The organism is Candidatus Binataceae bacterium (assembly GCA_035308025.1).
GTDB lineage: Bacteria > Desulfobacterota > Binatia > Binatales > Binataceae > JAJPHI01.
The window spans coordinates 1-22,043 of sequence record DATGHL010000006.1 but is presented as its reverse complement, the minus strand read 5'-3'; the positions used below and the strand labels follow the sequence as shown (position 1 = coordinate 22,043).

24 protein-coding genes are annotated in these 22,043 nt (G+C 62.4%); 15 read left to right on the top strand and 9 right to left on the bottom strand.

Features of this window, described 5'->3' with window-relative positions:
* The first annotated feature begins 11 nt into the window (after positions 1 to 11).
* From VKS22_01300 to VKS22_01280, 5 genes are all read left to right on the top strand, one after another.
* On the top strand, positions 12 to 923 hold the full coding sequence (locus tag VKS22_01300) for a cyclase family protein (GenBank protein HLW69236.1): 912 nt from the start codon (positions 12 to 14) through the stop codon (positions 921 to 923).
* Positions 924 to 960: 37 nt separating this feature from the next.
* The gene (locus tag VKS22_01295; protein ID HLW69235.1) at positions 961 to 1,887 is read left to right on the top strand and encodes a cyclase family protein; all 927 of its coding nucleotides are present in this window, start codon (positions 961 to 963) and stop codon (positions 1,885 to 1,887) included.
* Positions 1,888 to 1,907: 20 nt separating this feature from the next.
* Positions 1,908 to 2,288, top strand: coding sequence for a hypothetical protein (locus VKS22_01290; protein ID HLW69234.1), 381 nt, complete (start codon positions 1,908 to 1,910; stop codon positions 2,286 to 2,288).
* A gap of 64 nt (positions 2,289 to 2,352) precedes the next feature.
* Entirely contained in the window at positions 2,353 to 3,549 is a 1,197-nt protein-coding gene (locus VKS22_01285; GenBank protein ID HLW69233.1) for an amidohydrolase family protein, read from the top strand.
* 69 nt (positions 3,550 to 3,618) lie between these two features.
* Positions 3,619 to 3,894, top strand: coding sequence for an AbrB/MazE/SpoVT family DNA-binding domain-containing protein (locus VKS22_01280; GenBank protein ID HLW69232.1), 276 nt, complete (start codon positions 3,619 to 3,621; stop codon positions 3,892 to 3,894).
* 251 nt (positions 3,895 to 4,145) lie between these two features.
* Here the strand turns inward: VKS22_01280 and VKS22_01275 are convergent, their stop codons facing one another.
* The 5 genes from VKS22_01275 to VKS22_01255 form a co-directional block, all read right to left on the bottom strand.
* Positions 4,146 to 5,441 (bottom strand): MFS transporter, encoded by a 1,296-nt coding sequence (locus VKS22_01275; GenBank protein ID HLW69231.1) that lies wholly within the window; start codon positions 5,439 to 5,441, stop codon positions 4,146 to 4,148.
* An 83-nt stretch (positions 5,442 to 5,524) separates the two neighbouring features.
* Complete coding sequence (locus VKS22_01270) at positions 5,525 to 5,956, bottom strand: helix-turn-helix transcriptional regulator (protein HLW69230.1); 432 nt, start codon at positions 5,954 to 5,956, stop codon at positions 5,525 to 5,527.
* Positions 5,957 to 5,967: 11 nt separating this feature from the next.
* Positions 5,968 to 7,131, bottom strand: a complete 1,164-nt coding sequence (locus tag VKS22_01265) for an acyl-CoA dehydrogenase family protein (GenBank protein ID HLW69229.1) — start codon at positions 7,129 to 7,131, stop codon at positions 5,968 to 5,970.
* A 152-nt stretch (positions 7,132 to 7,283) separates the two neighbouring features.
* Positions 7,284 to 7,850 (bottom strand): LPS assembly lipoprotein LptE, encoded by a 567-nt coding sequence (gene lptE, locus VKS22_01260; GenBank protein ID HLW69228.1) that lies wholly within the window; start codon positions 7,848 to 7,850, stop codon positions 7,284 to 7,286.
* Positions 7,851 to 7,878: 28 nt separating this feature from the next.
* Positions 7,879 to 8,487: a hypothetical protein gene (locus VKS22_01255; GenBank protein HLW69227.1), complete on the bottom strand. Its 609-nt coding sequence runs from the start codon at positions 8,485 to 8,487 to the stop codon at positions 7,879 to 7,881.
* A gap of 78 nt (positions 8,488 to 8,565) precedes the next feature.
* Between VKS22_01255 and VKS22_01250 the strand changes: the two genes are divergently transcribed.
* The 6 genes from VKS22_01250 (at position 8,566) to VKS22_01225 (ending at position 14,640) form a co-directional block, all read left to right on the top strand.
* A complete protein-coding gene (locus VKS22_01250; GenBank protein ID HLW69226.1) occupies positions 8,566 to 9,588 on the top strand; it encodes a DUF1646 family protein in 1,023 nt (340 codons plus the stop codon).
* A gap of 235 nt (positions 9,589 to 9,823) precedes the next feature.
* Positions 9,824 to 11,236 (top strand): type I glutamate--ammonia ligase, encoded by a 1,413-nt coding sequence (gene glnA, locus VKS22_01245; GenBank protein ID HLW69225.1) that lies wholly within the window; start codon positions 9,824 to 9,826, stop codon positions 11,234 to 11,236.
* Positions 11,237 to 11,596: 360 nt separating this feature from the next.
* Positions 11,597 to 11,782 carry a hypothetical protein gene (locus tag VKS22_01240; GenBank protein ID HLW69224.1) on the top strand — a complete coding sequence of 62 codons (186 nt, stop codon included), beginning with the start codon at positions 11,597 to 11,599 and terminating at the stop codon, positions 11,780 to 11,782.
* Positions 11,783 to 11,967: 185 nt separating this feature from the next.
* A complete protein-coding gene (locus tag VKS22_01235) occupies positions 11,968 to 12,870 on the top strand; it encodes a DNA-formamidopyrimidine glycosylase family protein (GenBank protein ID HLW69223.1) in 903 nt (300 codons plus the stop codon).
* Between the two features lie 182 nt (positions 12,871 to 13,052).
* Positions 13,053 to 13,619, top strand: a complete 567-nt coding sequence (gene pyrE, locus VKS22_01230; GenBank protein HLW69222.1) for an orotate phosphoribosyltransferase — start codon at positions 13,053 to 13,055, stop codon at positions 13,617 to 13,619.
* A 193-nt stretch (positions 13,620 to 13,812) separates the two neighbouring features.
* Positions 13,813 to 14,640: a dioxygenase gene (locus VKS22_01225; protein ID HLW69221.1), complete on the top strand. Its 828-nt coding sequence runs from the start codon at positions 13,813 to 13,815 to the stop codon at positions 14,638 to 14,640.
* 13 nt (positions 14,641 to 14,653) lie between these two features.
* Here VKS22_01225 and VKS22_01220 read toward each other — a convergent pair whose 3' ends face one another.
* A complete protein-coding gene (locus VKS22_01220; GenBank protein ID HLW69220.1) occupies positions 14,654 to 15,349 on the bottom strand; it encodes a hypothetical protein in 696 nt (231 codons plus the stop codon).
* Positions 15,350 to 15,366: 17 nt separating this feature from the next.
* Positions 15,367 to 16,485 carry a hypothetical protein gene (locus tag VKS22_01215; GenBank protein ID HLW69219.1) on the bottom strand — a complete coding sequence of 373 codons (1,119 nt, stop codon included), beginning with the start codon at positions 16,483 to 16,485 and terminating at the stop codon, positions 15,367 to 15,369.
* 523 nt (positions 16,486 to 17,008) lie between these two features.
* Here VKS22_01215 and moaA point away from each other — a divergent pair.
* Entirely contained in the window at positions 17,009 to 18,007 is a 999-nt protein-coding gene (moaA, locus tag VKS22_01210; protein ID HLW69218.1) for a GTP 3',8-cyclase MoaA, read from the top strand.
* A gap of 25 nt (positions 18,008 to 18,032) precedes the next feature.
* Here moaA and VKS22_01205 read toward each other — a convergent pair whose 3' ends face one another.
* Both VKS22_01205 and trxB read right to left on the bottom strand, forming a co-directional pair.
* Positions 18,033 to 18,821, bottom strand: a complete 789-nt coding sequence (locus VKS22_01205) for an isoprenylcysteine carboxylmethyltransferase family protein (GenBank protein ID HLW69217.1) — start codon at positions 18,819 to 18,821, stop codon at positions 18,033 to 18,035.
* Between the two features lie 83 nt (positions 18,822 to 18,904).
* On the bottom strand, positions 18,905 to 19,843 hold the full coding sequence (trxB, locus tag VKS22_01200; protein ID HLW69216.1) for a thioredoxin-disulfide reductase: 939 nt from the start codon (positions 19,841 to 19,843) through the stop codon (positions 18,905 to 18,907).
* A gap of 112 nt (positions 19,844 to 19,955) precedes the next feature.
* Here trxB and moaC point away from each other — a divergent pair, with 112 nt between their 5' ends.
* From moaC to VKS22_01185, 3 genes are all read left to right on the top strand, one after another.
* Complete coding sequence (gene moaC, locus VKS22_01195) at positions 19,956 to 20,489, top strand: cyclic pyranopterin monophosphate synthase MoaC (GenBank protein HLW69215.1); 534 nt, start codon at positions 19,956 to 19,958, stop codon at positions 20,487 to 20,489.
* A 23-nt stretch (positions 20,490 to 20,512) separates the two neighbouring features.
* Positions 20,513 to 21,697 carry a class I SAM-dependent rRNA methyltransferase gene (locus VKS22_01190; protein HLW69214.1) on the top strand — a complete coding sequence of 395 codons (1,185 nt, stop codon included), beginning with the start codon at positions 20,513 to 20,515 and terminating at the stop codon, positions 21,695 to 21,697.
* A gap of 49 nt (positions 21,698 to 21,746) precedes the next feature.
* On the top strand, positions 21,747 to 22,043 hold a 297-nt coding region (locus VKS22_01185; protein ID HLW69213.1), incomplete at its 3' end, for a VOC family protein.

Here is a 22,043-nt window from a genome sequence, read left to right as displayed (position 1 = left end):
AGGGTGCGTCGATGGCAGCACGTCTGAGTAAGGAACAGGTCAAGGCCAACTTCGAGAAGATCAACAACTGGGGGCGGTGGGGCAAAGAAGACGAGCGCGGCGCCCTGAATTTCATCACTGACGCCAAGCGCGCCGCGGGCGCGAGGCTAGTCCAGACTGGCGAGATCGTGTCGTGCGCGCTGCCGCTCTCAACCAAATCAGGGCCGGACAATCCGCAGCCGGTCCATCATATGATGTTGCATGTGGGACCACCGGTCGCCGCGCTCGATTATTTCGGCATCGCGCCGCACGGGTTCGCATTCACCCACCTCGACGCGCTCTGTCACGTCTTTTGGGAAGGCCAGATGTATAACGGCTTCAGTGCGCGCGAGGTCGGACGCTTCGGGGCGCGCAAGTGCGCGATCGACGTCACGCGCGACGGCATCGCCACGCGCGGGGTCCTGCTGGATCTGCCGGCGGTGAAGAAAGTCGACTTTCTCGAGCCTGGCGAAGCGATCTATCCGGAGGATCTCGACGCCGCCGAAAAGCTTTACGGGGCGAAGGTGGAAGAGGGCGACGTTCTGCTAATCCGCACGGGTCGTCATAAGCGACGCCAGCTCAAGGGCGAATGGGACGCGCGCCGCGAAGGCTTGGCGGGTCTCGACGCCGCGTGCCTGCCATGGCTGCACGAGCGGCGAGTCGCGCTCCTCGGCTGCGACGGCGTCAGCGATTGTTCGCCCAGCCATTATGCTCCGGAGTTCGAGATGCCGATCCATGTCGGCGCGCTCGTGATGATGGGGGTCCATCTGCTGGACAACGCCAATCTCGACGCGCTGGAGGCGGCGTGCCGCAAAAATCATCGATACGAATTCCAGTTCGTCATGGCGCCGTTGATCCTCGAACGCGGCACGGCGTCGCCGGTTAATCCCCTGGCGATTTTGTAATCGAGACTTCGAAACGGTTGTAAAAGAGGTGAGCATCGTGGCCAAGCCGACTGAACATGAATTCAAAGCTTTGCTCGAAAAGTGCAGCAACTGGGGCCGCTGGGGCAAAGATGACCAGCGCGGCGCGCTGAACTTCATCACGGCGGCCAAGCGCGCCGCCGCGGCCAAACTTGTGCAACACGGCGAGGCGGTCTCGCTCGCGCTGCCGCTGCCGACGATCCCGGCCCCTGACAACCCGACCCCGGTGATGCACATGATCCAGCAGGCAGGTTATGACTCGCACGATTTGCCGCTGCTGCCCTATGCTTCCGACTATTTCGCGATCGCACCGCACGGACTCGCGACGACGCATCTGGACGCGCTTTGCCACGTCTTCAACGAGGGTAAGATGTACAACGGCTTCGAGGCGAGCGAAGTCGGCTCCCACGGCGCGCGCAAGTGCGCAATCGATGTGGCGCGCGACGGCGTGATCACGCGCGGGGTTCTGCTGGACATCCCGCAACTCAAAAAGGTCGAGTGGCTCGAAAACAATGTCGCGATCACGGCGGCGGACCTCGATGCCGCCGAGCGCGAACAGCGCGTCAAGGTCGAAGAAGGCGACGTGCTTTTCATTCGTACCGGCCGCGCGAAACAGCGCAAGGCCAAGGGCGGATGGGATGCGCTGCACGACGGGATGGCGGGACTCGAGACTTCCTGCCTGCCGTGGATTCACGAACGCCAGATCGCCGTGCTGGGCTCCGACGGGATCAGCGACGCCGTGCCGAGCGGCATCGGCAAGTTTGCCCTGCCGATTCACGTCTGCACGCTCGTGATGATGGGGTTGCATCTGATCGACAATGCCGACCTCGACGCCTTGTCAGCCGCCTGCGCGCGCTTCGGCCGTTACGAATTCCAGTTCGTGATGGCTCCGCTGATCCTCGAACGCGGTACCGCGTCGCCGGTCAATCCGCTCGCACTCTTCTGAGCAGGGAGGTTCGACCCGGCGTGCGCATTACCCTGACGATACTCGTGGCCGCGCTCTTGGCGCTCAACGGCGTCGCAATGATCGCGGCGCCGGCAGCCTGGTACGCAAGCGTCCCCGGAGTCCCTGGCACCGGTCCGCTGAATACTCACTTCGTCCGCGACATCGGCTGCGCCTATCTGGTCAGCGGCGGCGCGTTGTTCTGGCGCGCGCTCGATGAGAGGGCGTGGCACGCCGCAATGGCCGGCGCGATTTTCCTTATACTGCACGCTCTCACTCACGTCTGGGATACAGCCGCCGGACGGGAGAGCGTAGCCGGATTGATGCGCGACCTTCCGGCGGTTTTTATTGTCGCGCTATTGGCTTTGTGGCTGGCCTGGCCGCATGCGCGGCCTCGCGAATGAGGCGCGGTTAGTCAGTACATTTTTCGCTCACGAAAACTAATTGGCTTGTACGGAGAACAAGGTAGTGAACAACGGGACCAAAGTAATCGATGCGGACGGTCATATCCTCGAGCCACCCGATCTATGGGAGAAATATCTCGAACCCAAGTATCGGCCGGACGCAGTGCGGCTCCGGATTGGCGCGGACGGCTATGAGTTTCTCGAGGTCGCCGGTCATCGCGCCAAACTGGTCACTCAAGGGCAGCTCGGCACGCTGGGCGGGATGGGCAAGAAGGTCGAGGAAGCCAATCGCCGTCGCGAGCAGGCGGTCAATTCCGGTCAGGCGGCGAATTTGCGCTATGCCAAGCCCGGTCCGGATGACACTTATGTTCGCGGCGCGGCCTTCGGCACGATGGATATGAAAGAGCGCCTGCAGTTGCTCGACCAAGAGGGGATGGCGGCGGCGGTGCTCTATCCGACGCTCGGGCTGTTCTGGGAGGCCGAGAGTAGCGACGCCGAATTGTCGGCGGCCTATGCCCGCGCCTATAACCGCTGGATCACAGATTTCTGCGGCGACTCGGGCGGCAGATTGATTCCGATCGCGCATATCTCACTCGGCGATCCGGAGGAAGCCGCACTGGAGCTCGAACGAGCGGTCAAAGAGGGATGCCGCGGGGCGTTCCTTGCGCCGTTTACGCTTTCACGCCGGCCACATGGCGACGCGGCACACGACCGTTTCTTTGCGGTTGCGCAGGACTGCAACGTTCCGGTCGCGATTCATCCGACGGTCGAGCCGGCCGCGCTGGGCATTCACCATCGGTACGACCACTTCGGCTGGGCGGCATGGTATTACGACCTTTTTGCCGGCCAGCCCGTGCAGCACGCCTTCGCAACTTTCTTTCAGCTCGGCGTGTTCGATCGTTTTCCGCGCCTGCGCGTGGTCGTGCTTGAATCAGGCGCCGGCTGGATCGGCTATTTCCTCGACCGCGCCGACGCCATCTTCACCGGCACGCCGATCGCGCAGACCGTGCGGCTCAAGGAAAAGCCGTCGGTTTACTTCAAGGAACGCTGCTTCATCTCGGCAGATCCCGACGAACGCACGATCGCCGGACTGATGGCGCATGTCGGCGAAGACAAGTTCTTCTGGGCCAGCGACTATCCGCACCCGGACCATCCGGGCAACTATCTCGAAGAGCTATCCGGCCTCGTCGCCCCGATGACCGACTCCGGCCGCCGCGGAATCCTTGGTGAGAATGTAGCCAAGGCTTACCGGTTAACCTGACGCGAGAGCGTGGCTGGGCTGGCGCGCGATCTCCGGGGGTGTTTGTCGCGGAAGCTCGAAAGACGCCGAATGCCCCAATTCAATTTAAAGACCAAGTTTCAGATCGTCATTCCACAGCACATCCGCGAACAGGTGCATCTGGAGATCGGCGATCTCCTGGAAGCGAACGTGGAGGACGGCAAAATCACCTTTACGCGCAAAAGTCGGGTTGACCGGCATCTTGCGGAAGGGCTGGCCGATTTCCGGGAAGGCAGGACCCACGGCCCCTACGACAACGCCGCCGCAGCGATAAAAGCTCTCGACGCGCGCGCGAAACGCTCTACAAAGAACAAGCCTCGCAGATGAGGCTCCGCTTCACCGAAAGAGCCGACAAAGACTATGCCGGCCTTCCGGTGAATGTCCGCAAGGCGTTCGCGAAGCAGCTGCGGTTTTTGCTGGCTGACCTACGGCATCCTTCCTTGCAGCCAAAAAATACAGCGTGGCCGACGATATATGGCAGGGACGCGTGACGCGCGGCTGGCGCTTCTATTTCAAGATCGAGGATGACGAGTACATCATCGTTTCGATCATTCCTCACCCCAAAAGCCCCGACCCGGTTAGATCTTGCGTTCGCCGGAGGCCAGCGTCGCATACGCTACCAGTCCGATCGCGTACACCCCCGCGATGAGATAGAAAGCCGCCGAGAACGATCCGGTGGCCTCGAGGATGACGCCGGTCGCAGCGACCCCGACGATCCCCGGCAGGGTCGCAAAGGTATTCGAGAGGCCCATCAGGATGCCGGCATAGCGTGGCGCGACGTCGAGATGATTCACCGCGAAGCCACCTGCGCCGAGCCCAGTGCCGGCGAGTGAAATCGTCGCCAGAATCACTGCCGCCCGTGGCGAATGAATTGCCGGCAGCGCGAGTATCGGCAAGCCACCCAGCGTGAATGACGTCGTCTGCATCAGCTTGCGCACAGTTCCGAGCGCGAGCCCCCGCCGATGCAAGCTGTCGGCGATCCAGCCGCTCAGGTTCTGCATCACAAAGGCCGCGAGATAGGGGATAACCGCGAGCGTGCCCAGCCGCTCCATCGGCACCGCGAAGTTGTGATGCAAATAGCTCGGCAGCCACAGCAACAGAATGTAGAAACCAAAATTGTTGCAGGTGTGCGCGATTACGATCGCCCATACCGCTTTTTCGCTGAGGATCGCGCGCCACGGAATTGCCGGCGCAAACGAAGTATCGTGACGCTCCGACTCGATCAACGCGAGTTCGGCGGCGGAGACTCCAGCACAATCCGCCGGACTGTCCGCCGCTTTGACCCACCACGCCGCGAGCCAGATAATCCCGCTCGCGCCCGAGATATAGAAAACCGCCGGCCAGCCAAGCTTGATCACGATCAGCGGACTCACCAGCAACGCGACGATCGTGCCGAAGGCGACGCCGCTGAAGTGCAGCGCAATCGCGCGCGAGCGTTCGGCCTCGAGGGTCCAGCGCGCAGCCAGGCTATGGACCGCCGGAAAGTTGATCGCCTCGCCCGCGCCCAGGGCAGCGCGCATCAGCAGCAGAGCGGCAAACGAAATTGCCGCCGCCGGTGGCGTCAGAAAAGTCGCGACCGACCACAGCGCGACGCCGGCGGCGAGCACCCGTTTGCCGCCGAAACGATCTGCCACCCATCCGCCGAGCATCTGTGGAGAGAGGTAACCCCAGAAGAAGGCCGACAGCACGAGGCCGCGCGCGGCGGCGTCATAGCCTTTGTCATGCGCGAGCGGGATGATCGCAATTGAGATATTGACGCGATCGACGTAGCAGAGCGCCGTCGCCGTCGCGAAGAGCGCGACAACGGTATAGCGTCGCGGCCAGCCCGCGGCGCCCTCTATGGTTGGCTTCGCAGCGGTTGTCGGTTGCGCCATCCGGATGCAGCTCCGCGGCGAGCCTAGCAGGATCGCATCGCGTCCGGTTAGCCACAGCGCGCGAAAGAAGACGGCGCGGCGGCTCAGCGATTCAGGGCGTGGCGGATAGTCGTGAGAATATAGATGAAGTCCCGGGAACTGCCGGCGTCGCCCAGCTTGGCGACGCGCCCCAGCAGATCGAGTTCATCCTCGGTAATCGCGTGCACGCGATGGAGCCGCGCGTCGCGCTTGAACTCTTCCCACGCCGAGCGCCGCCGCTGTCCGGATGGCGGCTCCATCAGCGCGATCGCCCGCGGATTCGCCGCAAAAAACAGCTCGCGGCCCTCGAAGCCGAGCACTTCCGCGAGCCGCCCGATAACCTTATCCGAGGGATGACGCTTACCCGCTTCGAGATGGCCGATATACGGCGTTGAAGTGCCGATTCGTTGCGCCACCTCGAGTTGCGTCAGGTCGAGCTTGCGGCGGCGCTCACGCAGCATCTGTCCCAGAGAGCGCTGTGCCTTCTTCGATGCCATCGTGGGTCGGCTCAATAAGAACGCGGCAGTTGGAGTACGTGCTCGCTGATCGTGTTGAGGACCATCTCCTGCGAGACCGGCGCAATCTTGACCAGGCGGCACTCGCGGAAGAAGCGCTCGACATCGTACTCCTGCATGTAACCATAGCCGCCGAAAGTCTGTACGGCGCGATCGGTAGCTTCGCAACCCGCGTCGGCGGCGCGCAGCTTCGCCATGTTGGCCTCGGGCCCGCAGGGTTTGCCGCGGTCGTACAGCCACGCCGCCTTCATCGCCATCAGTTGCGCGACTTCGAGCTTGGAGTAGGAGTCAGCCAGCGGATGCGCGATCGCCTGATTCTGCCCGATCGGCCGGCCGAAGACGTTGCGTTCCTTCGCGTACTTGACGGCGCGATCAACCGCAGAACGGCCCATCCCCACCGCCTCCGCCGCGAGCAGGATGCGCTCGGGATTCAGCCCGTCCATCAGGATGCGAAAGCCGCCGCCCTCGGGCCCGACCATGTCCGAGGCGGAGACTTTGAGATTGTCGATAAAGAGCATGTTAGTGTCGACGGCGTGACGCCCGAGCTTCTTGAGCTCGCGCACCTCAACGGCGTCGCGATCGAGATCGGCGAAAAAGAGCGTCATGCCGTCGGTTTTCTTCGTCACCTTCTCGATCGGCGTGGTCCGCGTCAACAGGAGCATCTTGCTCGACTCCTGCGCCTTGGTGATGAAAACCTTGCGCCCATTGACGACGTAGTTGTCGCCCTCGCGGCGGGCGAAGGTCTTGATATGCGTGATGTCGTTGCCCGCGTCCGGCTCGGTGACCGCGAACGAGACATGCAGTTCGCCGCTGATGGCGCGCCGCAGATGACGCCGCCGCAGCTCCTCGCTGCCATGCTTGACCAGCGGCATCAGGCCGAACATCCCGAGATGGATCGCGCTCGCCGCGTTCATCGCGCCGTGATACGCAACCTCGCCCATCAGCAGCGCGGCTTCGGTGATGCCCAGTCCGCTGCCGCCGTACTCCTCGGGAATCGCGATACCTAGATAACCGGCGTCGGCGATGGCTTTGTAGAAATCGTGCGGAAACTCGTGGCGCTGATCGTGGCCACGCCAGTACTCGTCAGGAAAGCGCTGGCACAGCGCGCGCACGCCGTTGATAATTTCATGCTGCGAGTCGGTCAAATCAAAATCCATGCGTCAGTCTCCGGAGCCCGTCGATTATCCAACTGGTAGGACTATTATGCGGGTCTGCACCGCGATGCCAAGCGATATTCCGCAAGAACCACTGCGGCCGATTGCCGATTCTCAGCCTATACCGCTTGGTCGATCGCAACTTCCGCCAGCGATCAAAGGGTCAGCTTCGCGAGGTCGTTCACCAACTCGGCGAGATTTTTACGCATCGCACATTCATTGGCGTTCGAGATGCTGTCGGAGGAGATGATGCTCGAAGGAATGATCTCGTTCAGTTTGCACTCGGAAACCAGTGTACCGCTCCAGGAGAGCTTGCCGGAACTCGGCTCGACGAGCCTGTACCGTACCCCCAGGGTCGCCGTCCCAAGCCCGCCGTTAGATATCTCCTCGGAGAAAATCCGCCCGTCGAGCTCGTAATCCGCGGCGCCTCCAACGACGACATTCTTGAAGAGTCTGGAATCTGCGAGGGTGGTGTTAAGCGCACGATAGAAGTCCGCTTGCGTGATCGCGGATTCGGTCGTCGGAGGGGCAACCAGACCTACCCCGGTCTCGAACACCCAAGGAGGGATAGTCCGGTCAGAGGTCGTCGCCAACAGCCGCAGCGTTTTGGTCGCTGCAATCGGGGGCGTCGTTGACGCCGGCTGGCGGACCATGTTTGCGGACCGCGGCGCCGAGCAGGCGAACAGCCCCAACGCAGCTCCCGCCAGCAGGGCCCGGTTCATCCCTGCCGTTTTCACTCGCTCCACAGCGTCAAGCGCCCTTGATTTTTTCGTCGATCGCTGAGGCGACAGGCTCTGCCACCATTTGTTGGATATAGTGCTTCCCAGTAGTCCAACCACCTGAACCGTACTCGGGTCCAGGCGTGATCTCTTTGACCACCACCATGCTGGCCAGCACCTTGCCGCTACTCTTGTCGCTGAGCGTGACCAAAACCGTCGCACCAATATCGCCCGCATGACCAAAAAGGAGCGCGGGGAGCTGAGGCCCTGGAATCGCGGCTCCGGCTAGCGATAAGGCATAAATACCCGTGGTCACTGCCGCATTTCCGGGACGATAACTAACGTAGGTGCACTGTACGATTAAGGCTCCGGCGGGCGCAGACTTGGAGTCGGCGACACTGTAGCCCTTCGTTTTCAGCGCCGCCGAAAGATCCGCTGCGAGTTCGTCGGCCAGCTTGGGATCGAGATCGATCGATGCATCCGGCGACAGCGTTATCGGCGCTACGACGAGCGCATTGTACTGGGCGAGCGAGACATTGGGCTCGAGTGCAAGCTCAGGCGGCCTGACCGTGGTGCAGCCGGCAATAAATGCGGAAGCCACGATTAACGACCCAAGTTTGGTTTTGGTTTGAACGCTCATCCAAGCTCGCCCCGTTGCGCGGCAACTTCGCGACTAATCTGACAAACCGAAGCTGGTAACTCAACCTTACTACACCTGATGATGACTCTACTGCCCGCAATATTCATTCTGCTGCTCTTACTGCTCGGCCCCCTGCTGATCGCACCCATCGAGCGCAATCTCGAGGCCTGGTGCATTCTGCTCGGCCTTGCGGCGGCGACCTTCGCGCGCGTCTGGAGCGCCGAGCTGATCGCACAGGCCGCTGCAGCGCCGATCGCGATCACGATCGCAGTCATCATTGCCGGGACGCTCTTCGCCCAATTCCGTGGACGGCTGGATCAAGGCTTCGAGCGGCTGCGACGAAGAGTCTCGCGGGCGGCCTTGACGGGGGCGTCGATCGTAGCAATCGGTCTGCTCTCGAGCCTGATCAGCGCGATCGTCGCGGCGCTGCTTCTGGTGGAAGCGATCGCGATGCTGCGCCTGGGTTCGTCGGTGCGAGTCCGCGTGGCCGTCGCCGGCTGCTTCGCGATCGGACTCGGTTCGGCGCTGACCCCGGCCGGCGGTCCCTTCTCCGCGATCGTGGCGAGCAGCCTCCAGCTGAATTTTTTTGCGCTCCTCGTAATGCTCGGGCCTTGGCTCATTCCAGGCGTGGCGACGTCCGCCCTGATCGCAGCCTGGTGTGCGCGCGGCGACTACGATTTGATCGCCGAGGCAGTCGCACCCCGCGAGCGCGTGCGCGACGCCATCATGCAGGGCGTCAAAGTCTTCGCCTTTGTCGCTGGTCTCGCCTTGATCAGCGCGGCGTATGCGCCGATGGCCGCGCACTGGGTCCCCCATCTCGGCGCGACCACCCTATTCTGGGGCAACACGGTATCCGCGGCCCTCGACAATGCAACGCTCGCGGCGATCGAAGCTCACGGCCTCCCGGCCGGCCGGATCCGCCCCGCACTGCTCTCGATGGTGATCTCGGGCGGGATGCTGATTCCCGGCAATCTGCCCAACATTGTTTGCGCCGGCGCGCTAAGAATCCGCAGCGGCGAGTGGAGCAGGGTCGGGATTCCGATCGGCGTTGCGATGCTCGGCATCTGCTTTGCAGTGCTAGCTCTCGTGAGTCGAGGTTAAAACCGGGCTAATTGAGAAAACTCTCGCGAATAATCGGGTTTGACGGGTCGTTTCGAGAGTAGTGTTTCCCGATGATGAGTTGTGCATTGCTCAAATGATTGGCGGATGCCCAACCTTCGATCGGATCCCCTGGTTTTGATCCGCCTTCGCGGAACTGGAATTCGGGGCTCCGATTAGGATAAAAACTTTGAGCGCAATAGCGGCCGCATGAGCGGCCAGGAGGACGACGAGTCAGATGACTCCAAAACAAGTTCTACAAATGATCAAGGACAAGGGTGCCGTCGCGGTTGATATCAAGTTCATCGATCTGCTAGGCACCTGGCAACACTTCACCGCGCCGATTAGCGAGTTCAAGGACGAGGCTGCGTTTGAAGAAGGTCTCGGCTTTGACGGCTCCTCAATCCGCGGCTGGCAGGCGATCGATAACAGCGACATGCTGGTTATTCCCGACTGCGACACTGCGGTAATGGATCCCTTCACGAAGGATCCAACGCTCTCGCTAATCTGCACGATTCAGGACCCGATCACCCGCGCCGATTACAGCCGCGACCCGCGCAACGTCGCGCGCAAGGCCGAGGCCTACCTCAAGTCCACCGGCATCGGCGACACCGCCTACTTCGGCCCCGAGCCCGAGTTCTTCATCTTCAACGGCATCCGCTTCGATACCAATCAGCACTCCAGCTACTACTTCATCGACTCGGAAGAGGGGAGCTGGAACAGCGGCAAGGAAGGCCCCAACCTCGGCTACAAGCCGCGCTACAAAGAGGGCTATTTCCCGGTGCCGCCCAACGACAGCCTGCAGGACATCCGCCAGGAGATGGTGCAGGTGATGGAGCGCGTCGGCATCCGCGTCGAGAAGCAGCATCACGAGGTCGCGACCGCAGGCCAGGCCGAAATCGACATGCGCTTCAACTCGCTGGTCAAGATGGCTGACTGGCTGACCTGGTACAAATACATCTGCAAGAACGTTGCGGTCCGGCACGGCATGACGGTCACTTTCATGCCCAAGCCGATCTTCGGCGACAACGGCTCCGGGATGCATACCCATCAGAGCATCTGGAAGGGCGAGACGCCGCTCTTCGCGGGCTCGGGCTATGCCGGCATGTCAGAGCTGGCGCTGCACTACATCGCGGGAATCCTCAATCATGCGCCGGCGCTAGCGGCCTTCACCAACCCCGGAACCAATTCCTATCGCCGGCTGGTGCCGGGCTTCGAGGCCCCGATCAATCTCGCCTATTCGAGCCGTAACCGCTCGGCCTCGGTGCGTATCCCGATGTACTCGCCGTCGCCCAAGGCCAAACGCATCGAGGTGCGCTTCCCCGATCCGACCTGCAACCCCTACTTGGCATTCTCCGCGATGCTCATGGCGGGCCTCGACGGTATCCAGCGCCGCCTCGACCCGGGCCAGCCGCTGGACAAGGACATCTACGCCCTCACTCCGGCCGAGCTCGCCGAGGTGCCGAGCATGCCGGCGTCGCTCGAGGCCGCGCTCGACAATCTTAAGCGCGACCACGAATTCCTGCTCAAGGGTGACGTGTTCACCTCCGATCTGATCGAGACCTGGATCGATTACAAGTACACGCGCGAGGTCAGCCAAGCTCGTCTGCGGCCTCATCCGTACGAGTTCGCGCTCTATTTCGACGCCTGATTCGACATCCACTCACCCGCTGATTATGGGGCGATGGGCACTCTGCTCATCGCCCCGTTTCTTTCGCACTTCGCCAATTAGACTAGAACTCTTCGCAGATTGCTACGATGCTGCCCTCCGTTAGCACTTAGACTACTGGTCAACCTCACGCGGGGACAGACGTCGGAAAGTTCCCCAATCGATAAAATTCAACAAATTCAATAGTTTAGAGGAGCTTCTCGACGGCCGTGAAGCGTTAGACAGAAGTTCATTGCGGTTTCTGAGGAATAGGCACGACTCTCGCTTAGTCCTATCAGCAGTTAACGCAGCGACTGTTCGGCGAGAATCCGCAGAGGCGCTGAAAGCAAGGAGAGCAAGATTATGAAGACTTTCAAAAATGCCGCATCACTGATCGTTGCGGTTTCACTGATGGGTTTGATCCTGATTGAGCAGCGCGCCTACCAGCAGAGCTGGTCAGGCGGCACCACGGCGCCCGTTGCATCGACGGACACGACTTCCGCCATTGCATCTTACGCGCCCGGCGTCGAGACCATCGTGATGAAGTAACTCGCAGCTCTGAGGCGCGGTCTCCCCCACCCGCACCTCTCCTCCGCGCGGCAGGCGGGCGGCTCTCCCCGGCCGTCCACCCGCCGCGCTCTTTCCGCAATCTTTTGCTTTGAATTCGGGTTTCCCGCACGATAAGTCGGTGTCGCGGCAACACCCCCGCCCGCGGCGGGCGCGAACGCTCTCCGATGCCGGAACTACCTGACGTCACTCTCTACGTCGAAGCGCTCAGCTCGCGTATCGCCGGGCGTAGACTTATCCGCGCAATCGTCAAGTCGCCGTTTCTCCTGCGCTCGGCCGATCCGCCGCTGAGCGCGACGTATGGCGCCAAGGTCCGCGAAATCAAGCGACTGGGCAAGCAGATCGCTATCGCGATCGGCGACCAGGAGCTGTGGCTCGTAATCCATCTCATGATCGCCGGCCGCCTGCACTGGAACATCGCCGCGCCCAAACTCGGCAGTCGTAACCTGCTCGCGGCCTTCGAGTTCGATAACGGATGGCTGTGGCTGACGGAGGCCGGCAAGCAACGCCGCGCGGCGCTCCACGTCGTCAGGAGCGCGGCGGGCCTCCAGGCGCTGAGCGCCGGCGGGATCGAACCGCTCGAAGCGAATCTCGCGGCCTTCATTGCGGCGATCGTCGCCGCCAATCACACGCTGAAACGCGCGCTCACCGACCCGCATATTCTGAGCGGGATCGGCAACGCCTATTCAGACGAGATTCTCCATCGCGCCCAGCTCTCGCCGATCGCGATGACGCAGAAGCTGACCGCGCCCGAACTCGCGCGGCTATATGAAGCAACCCGCAAAACTTTGATCGAATGGACCGATCGCCTGCGAACCGAAGCCGCAGGCGCCTTTCCCGAGAAGGTCACCGCCTTTCGGCCCGAGATGGCGGTGCAGGGCCGCTACAGTCTGCCCTGCCCGCGATGTGGCGCCAAGGTCCAGCGCATCCGCTACGCCAGCAACGAGACCAACTACTGCGCGCCGTGTCAGACCGGCGGACGCCTGCTCGCCGATCGCGCGCTCTCGCGCCTGCTCCACGCCGACTGGCCACGCACCCTCGAAGAACTCGAAGCCCGCAAGCAGCGTTAAGGAATCTGCACAAGCCCGATCTGTCATCCTGAGCGCAGTGAGCAACGCGAACGCCGTCGCAGGATCTCGGACAGCTTCGCGCCAGCGAAGCCGGTACCGATTTCTGCGTCAGCGCCTTTGCGCCATTCCATTTTTGAACGTATTTCTAACTTAGGACACTGGAAGGCGATGGCTGCAGCTAGATGAAAGCAGAACGACAAAGACTGGCCGAGCTTCTTCGCGCGACGTCGCTGAAGTTAGCGACCGAGCCGGTTTTCCGGCTGGCCTCGGGCAAAATGAGCCGCTACTACGTCGATTGCAAACAGGCGCTGTCGGATCCGGAGGCCCGCGCCTTGATTGGCAACCTGGCCGCCCAAATGATCGACGCGCGGGGCTTCGACGCGGTCGGCGGACTCGAGCTCGGCGCCTATCCGATCGCGATCGCGATCTCGGACGCGATCTTTCGCACGAGCGGCGTGAAACTTCGCGTCTTCGTCGTGCGCAAGGAGCCCAAAACCCACGGCATCAAAGATCTGATCGCGGGCAACGTCGCGGCGGGCGATCGCGCGCTAATCGTCGATGACGTGGTCACCACTGCCGGCTCGACGATCAAGGCGATCCGCGGCGCGCGCGCGGCCGGACTCGTGGTCGCGCGGGCGCTGGCCTTGATCGATCGGGAAGAAGAACAGGGCGCGGAAAATCTCGCGGCCGAGAGCGTCGCCTTCGTGCCGCTATTTACCCTGCGCGAGCTGCTCGACCCGCCCGGCTAGCCTTAACTGCATACTGTAGGGTCGGTCTTTACGCTAGCGGAGCGCTCCGCGCGGAGCGAGCAGGCGGCCTGTCCTGAGCGAAGCCGAAGAAGTCTGCGAGCTGCGTTAAGAATCTGGACGGGAGCGGAGTTGCAAATCCGGCGAGGCGGGATTAAACCCGAAGCAGGTAATTTCCCTCCGTCGGAGCACACCAATGAGCGCACAAACCCCGGCTGCAAACCCGCGACTGAAGAGCGTTTTTGACGGCCTGCTCGGCACGTTGCATCAGTTCATCCGCGACCACCAGGTCACGCACGCCGAGTATCGGCAGGCGGTGGCGTTCATGGTCGATACTGCCGCCAAGGGCGAGATCCCCTTGCTGATGGACGTGCTGCTCGAGGCGACGGTGGACCAGGTTGACAGCGTCGGCCATGAGGGTACGGCGAGCGCGGTCGAAGGCCCCTTCTATGTGCCCAACACACCGGCGCTGAAATCGCCGGCCGTGCTGCCCCATCGCAAGGACGAGCCCGGCGAAGTGCTGTTCCTGTCGGGCACGGTCCGCGCGACTGATGGCGCGCCCTTGGCGGGCGCAATCGTCGACATCTGGCAGGCCGACGCGCAGGGCGCCTACTCGCACTTCAACATCCCGCAGGCCGACGCCCCGTTTAATCTGCGCGCGCGCGTCAGCACTGACAAGGATGGCGGCTACGACATCCAGACCTGGGTGCCGGCGTCTTACGAAATCCCGAAACACGGCCCGACGGGAGCGCTCCTGAAGGCGACCGGCCGCCACGCCTGGCGGCCCGCCCATGTGCACTACCGGCTGAGCCACCCCGGCTTCCAGACCCTGACGACACAGCTTTTCGTTTCAGACGATCCGTGGATCGACTCGGACGTCGTCGGTGCGGTCAAGGCGCCGCTGGTAATCAACTTCGTGCGCCACGACAAAGAATCTGAGCTGCGCGCGCGCGGCCAACAGCGGCCGTTCCGCACGGCGCGCTACGACTTCGTCCTGGCCTCCGCGATGGCCAAGGCCGCGTAGCTACTCGCAATCGTCAGATCAGGCTCCGCTGCCACTCTGCGCGACGGCGGGTGCGGCGCTCGAACCGGCAGCCACGCTTCGGCAACTGATGCCGTGAGCGCTTGGCCGTGTTGGCCAACTGCGTCCACTGCCCGTTGGTGAACGTCAGCGCGCCGATATAGCCGCCCGGCAGAATCTCACGAGCCGACTGAATATGCCCTTTGAAGTCGTAGGGTCCGGGTCCGCCCGTAAACCAGTTCATGAAGACAAAGTCGCTCACTTGGATACCGTTGATGTCGTAGCTGAACTGATCGTCTTCCGGCGCATCGCAAATCTCGAAGGCGTAACAGGTCGAGCTGTCGACCTGCATCACCGTCGAGATCTCCGGATCGCACATCATCTCGAGTAGCTCGTGCGAGCCGTCGACACTCACCAGGCCGCCGTCCAGCAATGTCGTCTCGACAAAGACCTTGCCGAGCGGCTTCCCGCCGGGCGTCCAGTCGTGATAACCAAGGGCGCCGGCAACGTCCGAGTTGTCGAAGAACCCGAGTAGCCAGTCGTTTGACGGAATCGTCACACCCTGCGCCGGATATACTTTGAGACTCACACCGACTAGTCCGTGGGTCGGCGCAAAGTCGCGATCGACCTGCACCTGGTACGCCGCCACGTAAGCCGCAAGGTCCGCATCCGACAGCTTCGTTGAAAAGTTCTGCACCGCTACTTCAAGCATCGTCTGGCTCCTTTTCCTTAAACCAAAGGCCTTTCAGGTCCGTACAAATTGGGATCGTCTTCGTTACGTTCGAGAAAATATCGGCGAACCGCGTCGCGCAGGCGCGGTTTGGCGCCGGTCCACTGGTAGATGCCCTGCCAGTCTCGCGCGATATCCGTGAAGGGGTTGTAGTCGTTGTCGCGCAGAATCTTCCAGCGCTCGTAGTATCGGCGTTTCTGCTTGCTGCCGTGGAAGTGGTGAGCGAGAAACTGCTCGACGTAGCCGATATTCGCTTGCAGCTTCTGTGCGCGATCCTGCCAGAGCAATACCGCGTCGGTATGGTTCCGCGTCGAGGAGTTCTCCGCGCGCGGCGAGGTCAGTCGCGTGACCAGTTCGTTGATTACCCCGATCAGGCCATGCGCCATCTCGGAATCGCCGCCGCCCAGGATATTGATGTCGAGCAGGCCGCCGATTGTGTCAAAGGCCGAGCGCCGCCACGCCCACGCGCCACCCGGCGCACCCGGATCTTTCCCGAAGGGAAATTTCTTCGCGTCGGTATCGTAGCGGCCGGTGCGCAACGGCCCGTAGCCGGAACTCGCCACCTGAGCATAGCTGGATTGCGCTTTGATGCGGGAGAGAAAGGCGTCTTGATTTTGATAATTCCAGGCAAACGCCCGCGCCAGCCCGATCGGCTCCTGCTTCGCGCTCAAGTCCATGTAAGACGAAAACAGTTGCACCAAATCATAGTGCTGAAGCAGATGAATCGCCTCGAGCGCCCAGTCCTGCCGCGTGAACACCAGATCGGCGTCTGAGTATCCGCCGTATTTCCAGTCAGCCGGAAACCGCGACACGATCACATTGAGAATGTTTTCTTTGTGCCAGAGCTCGGTGTTCGTCCGGAGCTGAATGTCGTTTTCGGCAAACGGTACTGACGGATCGCCAGTGACCTCGAACGGGCGATCGCCATAAGCCAGTTCGCCGACGTACAGTTTGACGTTCGGCCAACCGGCCGCTCGTCGGCGAAAATCATTCATCAGGATCCGGCGCGTCCGCCAGCGAAACGGATTAGAGTAGGCGACCGCCAAATGTAGTACTTGATCTTCGGACCATTGCGACCATGGCCGATGAACGTCCGGATGACGCAAATAGTTAGTCATTAAAACCGCCGAGACAACGGACGCGGGACTCTTGGAGCGCCCACGCCTCTCAGTCCGTGAATATTACATTCACGAACGCCCATTTAGGGGAGTTACGCCCTGCGCAGGCGTCGCACACGCCCTTGCTGGAACGTACTTAAACCAGTTTTGGTTTGCATTATTTAGGGTGAAATATTTCCTTTTCTCACGCCGGAAGAGGAAGGATCTTATGCGGTCTTCGCAACCGCTTGCGCCGGCTCGGCAGGAAGAGGGGGCTGGCGAGTGTTGCCTTGCGCGCTTCGAGCCGTGGCCCGACCAGTTCAAACGGCGCCCGCCCCGAAGAGCACGGGCCATGGATGCGCCTCGTCGAAAGGCGCGAGCGCGCCGAAAAGTCGCTGGCACACCGTGCGCATGGCTTCGGGACCCGTCCCTGGAAGCGTTGTACGCACACGCAGTTACCTAATAAAATCAATCTGAGCCCGACTCCAACGGCGGCGGGCACAATCAAAATCGCCCGCCAAGGAGCGACTTCGTAGTAACAACGATGCCTGCTGATTCCTTCAATCGCAATATCGACTATCTGCGCATCTCGCTGATCGATAACTGCAATCTGCGTTGCGTTTACTGTATGCCCCTCGAAGGTCTCCAGTTCCTGCCCAAAGCGGAACTGCTGACCCCCCTTGAGATTGAGCGGGTGGCGCGGGCTGCCGTGAGCATCGGCTTCCGCAAATTCCGCCTGACGGGTGGCGAGCCGACTCTGCGTGCTGACGTGATCGAGATCGTCGAGCGGCTAAGCGCCGTCCCCGGGGTGGGAGAGCTTGCGCTCACGACCAACGCTCTACTCCTCGCAAAACTGGCGCGACCATTGAAAGCCGCCGGCTTGAGCCGCATCAATGTTCATCTCGACAGCCTCAACCCTCAGACGGTTGAGCGCCAGATGCGCTGGGGCACGTTCGAGCGCATCTGGGAGGGCATCATCGCGGCTGAGGCGGCCGGCCTGGTGCCGATCAAGCTCAACGCTGTGGTGACCGCCGGCTACAATGAAGCCGACGTCGTCGAGCTCGCCCGCCTGACGCTCGAGCGCGACTGGCACGTGCGCTTTATCGAACTGATGCCGCTTGGCGGCGGCGAATGCGCCTCGTTGTCGATCAAGCGTTATGTGTCAAATATCGAGACGCGGCGCCGGATCGAAGCGGTGCTGGGGCCCCTGACCGAGCTCGCCGCGGCCAGCGCGGCCGACGAGTCGCGGAATTTCCGGCTCGCAGGCGCGCGCGGGGTGGTCGGCTTCATCAGTCCGGTGAGCGAACCATACTGCGGCAACTGTAACCGGATGCGCCTGACGGCTGACGGCAAGTTCCACTTGTGTCTTTTGAACGACGACGAACTCGATGTGCGCAAAGCCCTGCGCTCGAACAGCAACGGCGACGGCCAGGCCGCGATCGCCTCAATCCTGATGCGCGCAGTCGCCGGGAAACCCACCGGTCATCATTTGCTCGAAGGCCGTTCCACCCAGCAACGCTCGATGTATCAAATCGGCGGCTAACTCAAATCACCAGACGTTGGGAAAATCACCAGACGTTGGGAAGGATGTGATCAGTCACGCGGCGGTACTCGGCGTAATCGTCGCCGAAGCGCGCGAGCAGTTCGGCTTCCTCATTGCGAATTCGGCGCCGGATCACCGCTGCGCCGAGCACTGACGCGAGGATCAGCGTAAGCGGAGCGCCGTACTCGAACGGCCAGGCGAACAGCACGATGAATTCGCCGGCATAAATCGGATGGCGCACGAATCGGTAAAGGCCGCTGCGCACCAATACCGGAGCGCCGTCGCGCCCGGGCGTCGGCGAGAAAAAGCCGAGTTGAATGCGCGCGCCCAGCACGATCCATAGGCCAGTCAGTTCGATCAGTAGTCCCAGCGCGCCGAGCCAATGCGGCGGCTCGCCGCCATAGATGTACGTGCGCTCGAAGGGCGCCGCGAAGAACAAGGCCAACAGCGGCAATTCATACATCAGGCGACGCACGAAGCGCTCGCGATCCAGCCCCAGGGCGGCTTCGTCGCGCACCAACAAATCGGCAAAGCGGAAAACCCCATAGAACACCAGATATGCGACGACATAGGGATGCTCGCCGAAGTATTGCGAGATGCCCAAACCGAGTGCGACGGCGCCCAGAATCGCCGCCATCAGAATAATCAGCTCGGCCAAACGGGCAGTGAAATCTCGCCGGGCTGGTGTACCGCCGAAGACCACGGCTTCCCGGGATCCCGCCGCGTCCTTGAGGCTGCCGGTTGGCACCTTGAGTTCACCGGTGGCCTTGCGGGCTGAAGTTGTTGGTGCGGCGTCGAGTTCGGTGACGGACACTAATTACCCTTTCAAGCGGCGCGGCTTCGGATCTACTGGTGATCGGTGACGGAACGATCTTCGCACACTGCGCGTAAGCACCGCTATCCGTGCCGGGCTTCGAGCCAGCGTTCGGCGTCGAGCGCCGCCATGCAGCCGGTGCCTGCGGCGGTCACCGCTTGACGGTAAACCCGATCGGCGACGTCGCCCGCGGCGAAAACTCCGTCGATATTCGTGTAGGTCGAGCCCGGCCGCACCTGCAGATAACCCAGTTCGTCCATGTCAAGCTGTCCCTTGAAGATCGCCGCATTCGGCTGATGGCCAATCGCCATGAAGACGCCGTCAACCTTCATCTCGGACGTCGCCCCGGTCTTCGCGTCCTTGAGCTTGACCCCGCTGACCCCACTGGCGCGCTCGCCGTAAATCTCCTCAATCACGGCATTCCAGACGAACGCGATCTTCGGGTTCCGGCGCGCACGATCCTGCATGATCTTGGAGGCGCGCAACTGATCGCGCCGATGCACGATCGTCACTTTGCGGCAGAACCGCGTCAGGAAGGTCGCTTCTTCGATCGCGGTATCGCCGCCGCCGACCACCGCAACTTCCTTGTCTTTGAAGAACGCGCCGTCGCAGGTCGCGCAGGCGCTCACGCCATAGCCCATCAGCCGTTTTTCCGATTCGATCCCTAGCAGCTTGGCCGACGCCCCGGTCGAAATGATCAGGGCCTCGCAACGGATTAACTGGCCGTCCGTCGTCAGCTCGAACGGATGACTGCGCAAGTCTGCCGCGCTGACGTCGCCGGTTACGAATTGCGTGCCGAAGCGCGCCGCCTGCCGACGGAATACCTCCATCATCTCGGGACCCTGGATGCCGTGCTCGAAGCCCGGATAGTTCTCGACCTCAGTCGTGATCGTCAGTTGACCGCCAGGCGTGACGCCCTCGATCAGCAACGGCGCGAGATTAGCCCGCGCGCTATACAGCGCGGCGGTGAGGCCGGCCGGTCCGGAGCCGAGGATTACGAGGCGATACACGTCGTCAGTCATTGAATTTAACTCGCGAACGAACTTGCGCGCAGGGCGCGGGGCGGCGAAACCATCATCAACACAGCGACTTCATTATATACATGCGCCGACATAAGCTCTAAAGCGAATTTCCATGCCGCCCAGAAAATCGCAGACCAAGGCTGCACCGAGCGCCGGCCATCTCACCCATCTTGACGCGCAAGGACGCCTGCACATGGTTGACGTGGGCGCCAAGCCGATTACGCGCCGCGAGGCCGTGGCGCGAGGCGTCGTCACGATGGAGCCTGCCACCCTCGACGCGATCAACGGCGGGCGGCTGAAGAAGGGCGAAGCGCTCGCCGCGGCGCGCATCGCCGGCATCATGGCCGCCAAGCGCACCCACGAGCTGATCCCGCTGTGTCATCAGCTTCCGCTGCAGAATGTCGAGGTTGATTTCCGCTCCGATCCGGCGCACTCCGCCATCGAGATTCAGGCGCGCGCCGTTACTGAGGCGCGCACCGGCGTCGAGATGGAAGCGCTGATGGCGGTGAGCGCCGCGGCCCTCACGATTTACGACATGGCCAAGGCGATCGACCGCGCGATGACGATCGGGGCGATACGGCTGATCAGCAAGCGCGGCGGGCGCAGCGGCAAGTTTCGGCGTCGCGGGGAGCCGGCGTGGAACTAGACGCCGCGCGTACGACCGCTAGCGTGAAAGTCCGCGGGCGCGTTGTCTTGAAGCCGGGCCGCGACGGCCCGGTGCGCGGCGGCAATCCGTGGATTTTCTCCCAGGCGATCGCGCGCGTGGAGCCCGCCGATCTCGCACCCGGCGCAGAGGTCGAGGTCTATGATGCCGGCGGCGACACGCTCGGCTTCGGCTACTACAATCCGCGCACCACGATCGCGATTCGGATGCTCGCATTCGATCATCGCGTCGAGCCCGCGGCCCTCGTTGCACATCGCTTCGCGCAGGCGATCGCGTATCGACGCCGGATCATCGCCGCCGATACCAATTGCTATCGCCTGCTCAACGGCGACGGCGACGGCCTCTCCGGCGTCGTCGCCGATCGCTACGACGACGTCATCGTTCTTCAGCTCCTGACCGCCGGCGCCGAACGGCTGCGTGACGAACTCATCAGGCTGCTCAGCGCGGAGCTCGCGCCGCGCGCGATTCTCGAACGCAGTCAGGGCGCAGTCCGCCGCCAGGAGGGTCTCGCCGATCGCGTCGGTCTTATCAGCGGGCCGCCCGTTAGCGAGGTCGTCGTATGCGAAAACGGCATTCGCCTCGTCGTCGATCTCGAAGGCGGACAGAAGTCCGGCAGCTTCTTGGATCAGCGGGATAATCACCGACGCGTTAAGCATCTCGCGGCCGGCGCGCGTGTGCTCGACGCCTATTGTTATGCGGGCGGCTTCACCCTGGCCGCGCTGGCCGGCGGCGCGCAAGAAGTGATCGCCGTCGAGACTTCCGCACGCGCGCTCGAATCCGCGCGGCGCAATCTCGAGCTCAACCCGCACGCGAGTGGGCGCGCCGCTCTAATCCAGCAGGACGCGCTCGAATATCTTGCTGCGGATCACGGAAAATTCGCGGTCGTGGTTGTCGATCCGCCGCCCTTTGCGCGCAGTGTCAAGGACAGCCTGCGCGCCGGACATCTTTACGTCGAGCTCAACACGCTCGCGATGCGCGCGGTCGCGCCCGGCGGCTCGCTGATGACCTTCAGTTGCTCTGCGCATTTCGGCGGCGAAGATTTCCTCCGAGCCGTGCGGATCGCGCAAGGGCGCTCGCGGCGCAATTTTCGCCTCGTCGAACGACTTGGTCCAGGCGGCGACCATCCGGTGATGCTCGGTCATGCGGAAGGCCAATATCTGACCGGCCTTCTGCTCGCGGACTTAAGCTGAATTAGCGCAAACCTGCATATGAGTTCGACTATTGAAGGCCGCGGCTAAAATGGGCGACGATTTGCGCCCCAACCACGGAGTTAAGCTGACGATGAAGCTCGAGCGGCTCGATCATTTCGGTCTCGAGGTTGGCGACTTGGCGCGCGCGGAAGAATTCTACACGCGCGTCCTCGGACTCACGGTCGTCGCCCGTTTCGGCGACCAGGTGCTGCTGCAATGCGGCGAGCAGAACCTCGCGTTGTTCGGCGTCGCGCGCCAACCCTTAACTCCCGCGCAGCGTCGCGCGCGGATCGCGCATCCGCTCGGCCGCGGCCATCATGCGTTCCGCGTCAGCCGCGCCGATTTC

Bases quoted from the DNA above. Each gene is read 5' to 3' on its own strand.
- moaC (HLW69215.1), top strand. From the start codon at position 19,956: ATGCCGCCCAGAAAATCGCAGACCAAGGCTGCACCGAGCGCCGGCCAT.
- glnA (HLW69225.1), top strand. From the start codon at position 9,824: ATGACTCCAAAACAAGTTCTACAAATGATCAAGGACAAGGGTGCCGTC.
- VKS22_01280 (HLW69232.1), top strand. From the start codon at position 3,619: ATGCCCCAATTCAATTTAAAGACCAAGTTTCAGATCGTCATTCCACAG.
- VKS22_01235 (HLW69223.1), top strand. From the start codon at position 11,968: ATGCCGGAACTACCTGACGTCACTCTCTACGTCGAAGCGCTCAGCTCG.
- moaA (HLW69218.1), top strand. From the start codon at position 17,009: ATGCCTGCTGATTCCTTCAATCGCAATATCGACTATCTGCGCATCTCG.
- VKS22_01265 (HLW69229.1), bottom strand. From the start codon at position 7,131: ATGGATTTTGATTTGACCGACTCGCAGCATGAAATTATCAACGGCGTG.
- VKS22_01300 (HLW69236.1), top strand. From the start codon at position 12: ATGGCAGCACGTCTGAGTAAGGAACAGGTCAAGGCCAACTTCGAGAAG.
- VKS22_01270 (HLW69230.1), bottom strand. From the start codon at position 5,956: ATGGCATCGAAGAAGGCACAGCGCTCTCTGGGACAGATGCTGCGTGAG.
- lptE (HLW69228.1), bottom strand. From the start codon at position 7,850: ATGAACCGGGCCCTGCTGGCGGGAGCTGCGTTGGGGCTGTTCGCCTGC.
- VKS22_01250 (HLW69226.1), top strand. From the start codon at position 8,566: ATGATGACTCTACTGCCCGCAATATTCATTCTGCTGCTCTTACTGCTC.
- VKS22_01220 (HLW69220.1), bottom strand. From the start codon at position 15,349: ATGCTTGAAGTAGCGGTGCAGAACTTTTCAACGAAGCTGTCGGATGCG.
- trxB (HLW69216.1), bottom strand. From the start codon at position 19,843: ATGACTGACGACGTGTATCGCCTCGTAATCCTCGGCTCCGGACCGGCC.
- VKS22_01225 (HLW69221.1), top strand. From the start codon at position 13,813: ATGAGCGCACAAACCCCGGCTGCAAACCCGCGACTGAAGAGCGTTTTT.
- VKS22_01255 (HLW69227.1), bottom strand. From the start codon at position 8,487: ATGAGCGTTCAAACCAAAACCAAACTTGGGTCGTTAATCGTGGCTTCC.
- VKS22_01275 (HLW69231.1), bottom strand. From the start codon at position 5,441: ATGGCGCAACCGACAACCGCTGCGAAGCCAACCATAGAGGGCGCCGCG.
- pyrE (HLW69222.1), top strand. From the start codon at position 13,053: ATGAAAGCAGAACGACAAAGACTGGCCGAGCTTCTTCGCGCGACGTCG.
- VKS22_01240 (HLW69224.1), top strand. From the start codon at position 11,597: ATGAAGACTTTCAAAAATGCCGCATCACTGATCGTTGCGGTTTCACTG.
- VKS22_01215 (HLW69219.1), bottom strand. From the start codon at position 16,485: ATGACTAACTATTTGCGTCATCCGGACGTTCATCGGCCATGGTCGCAA.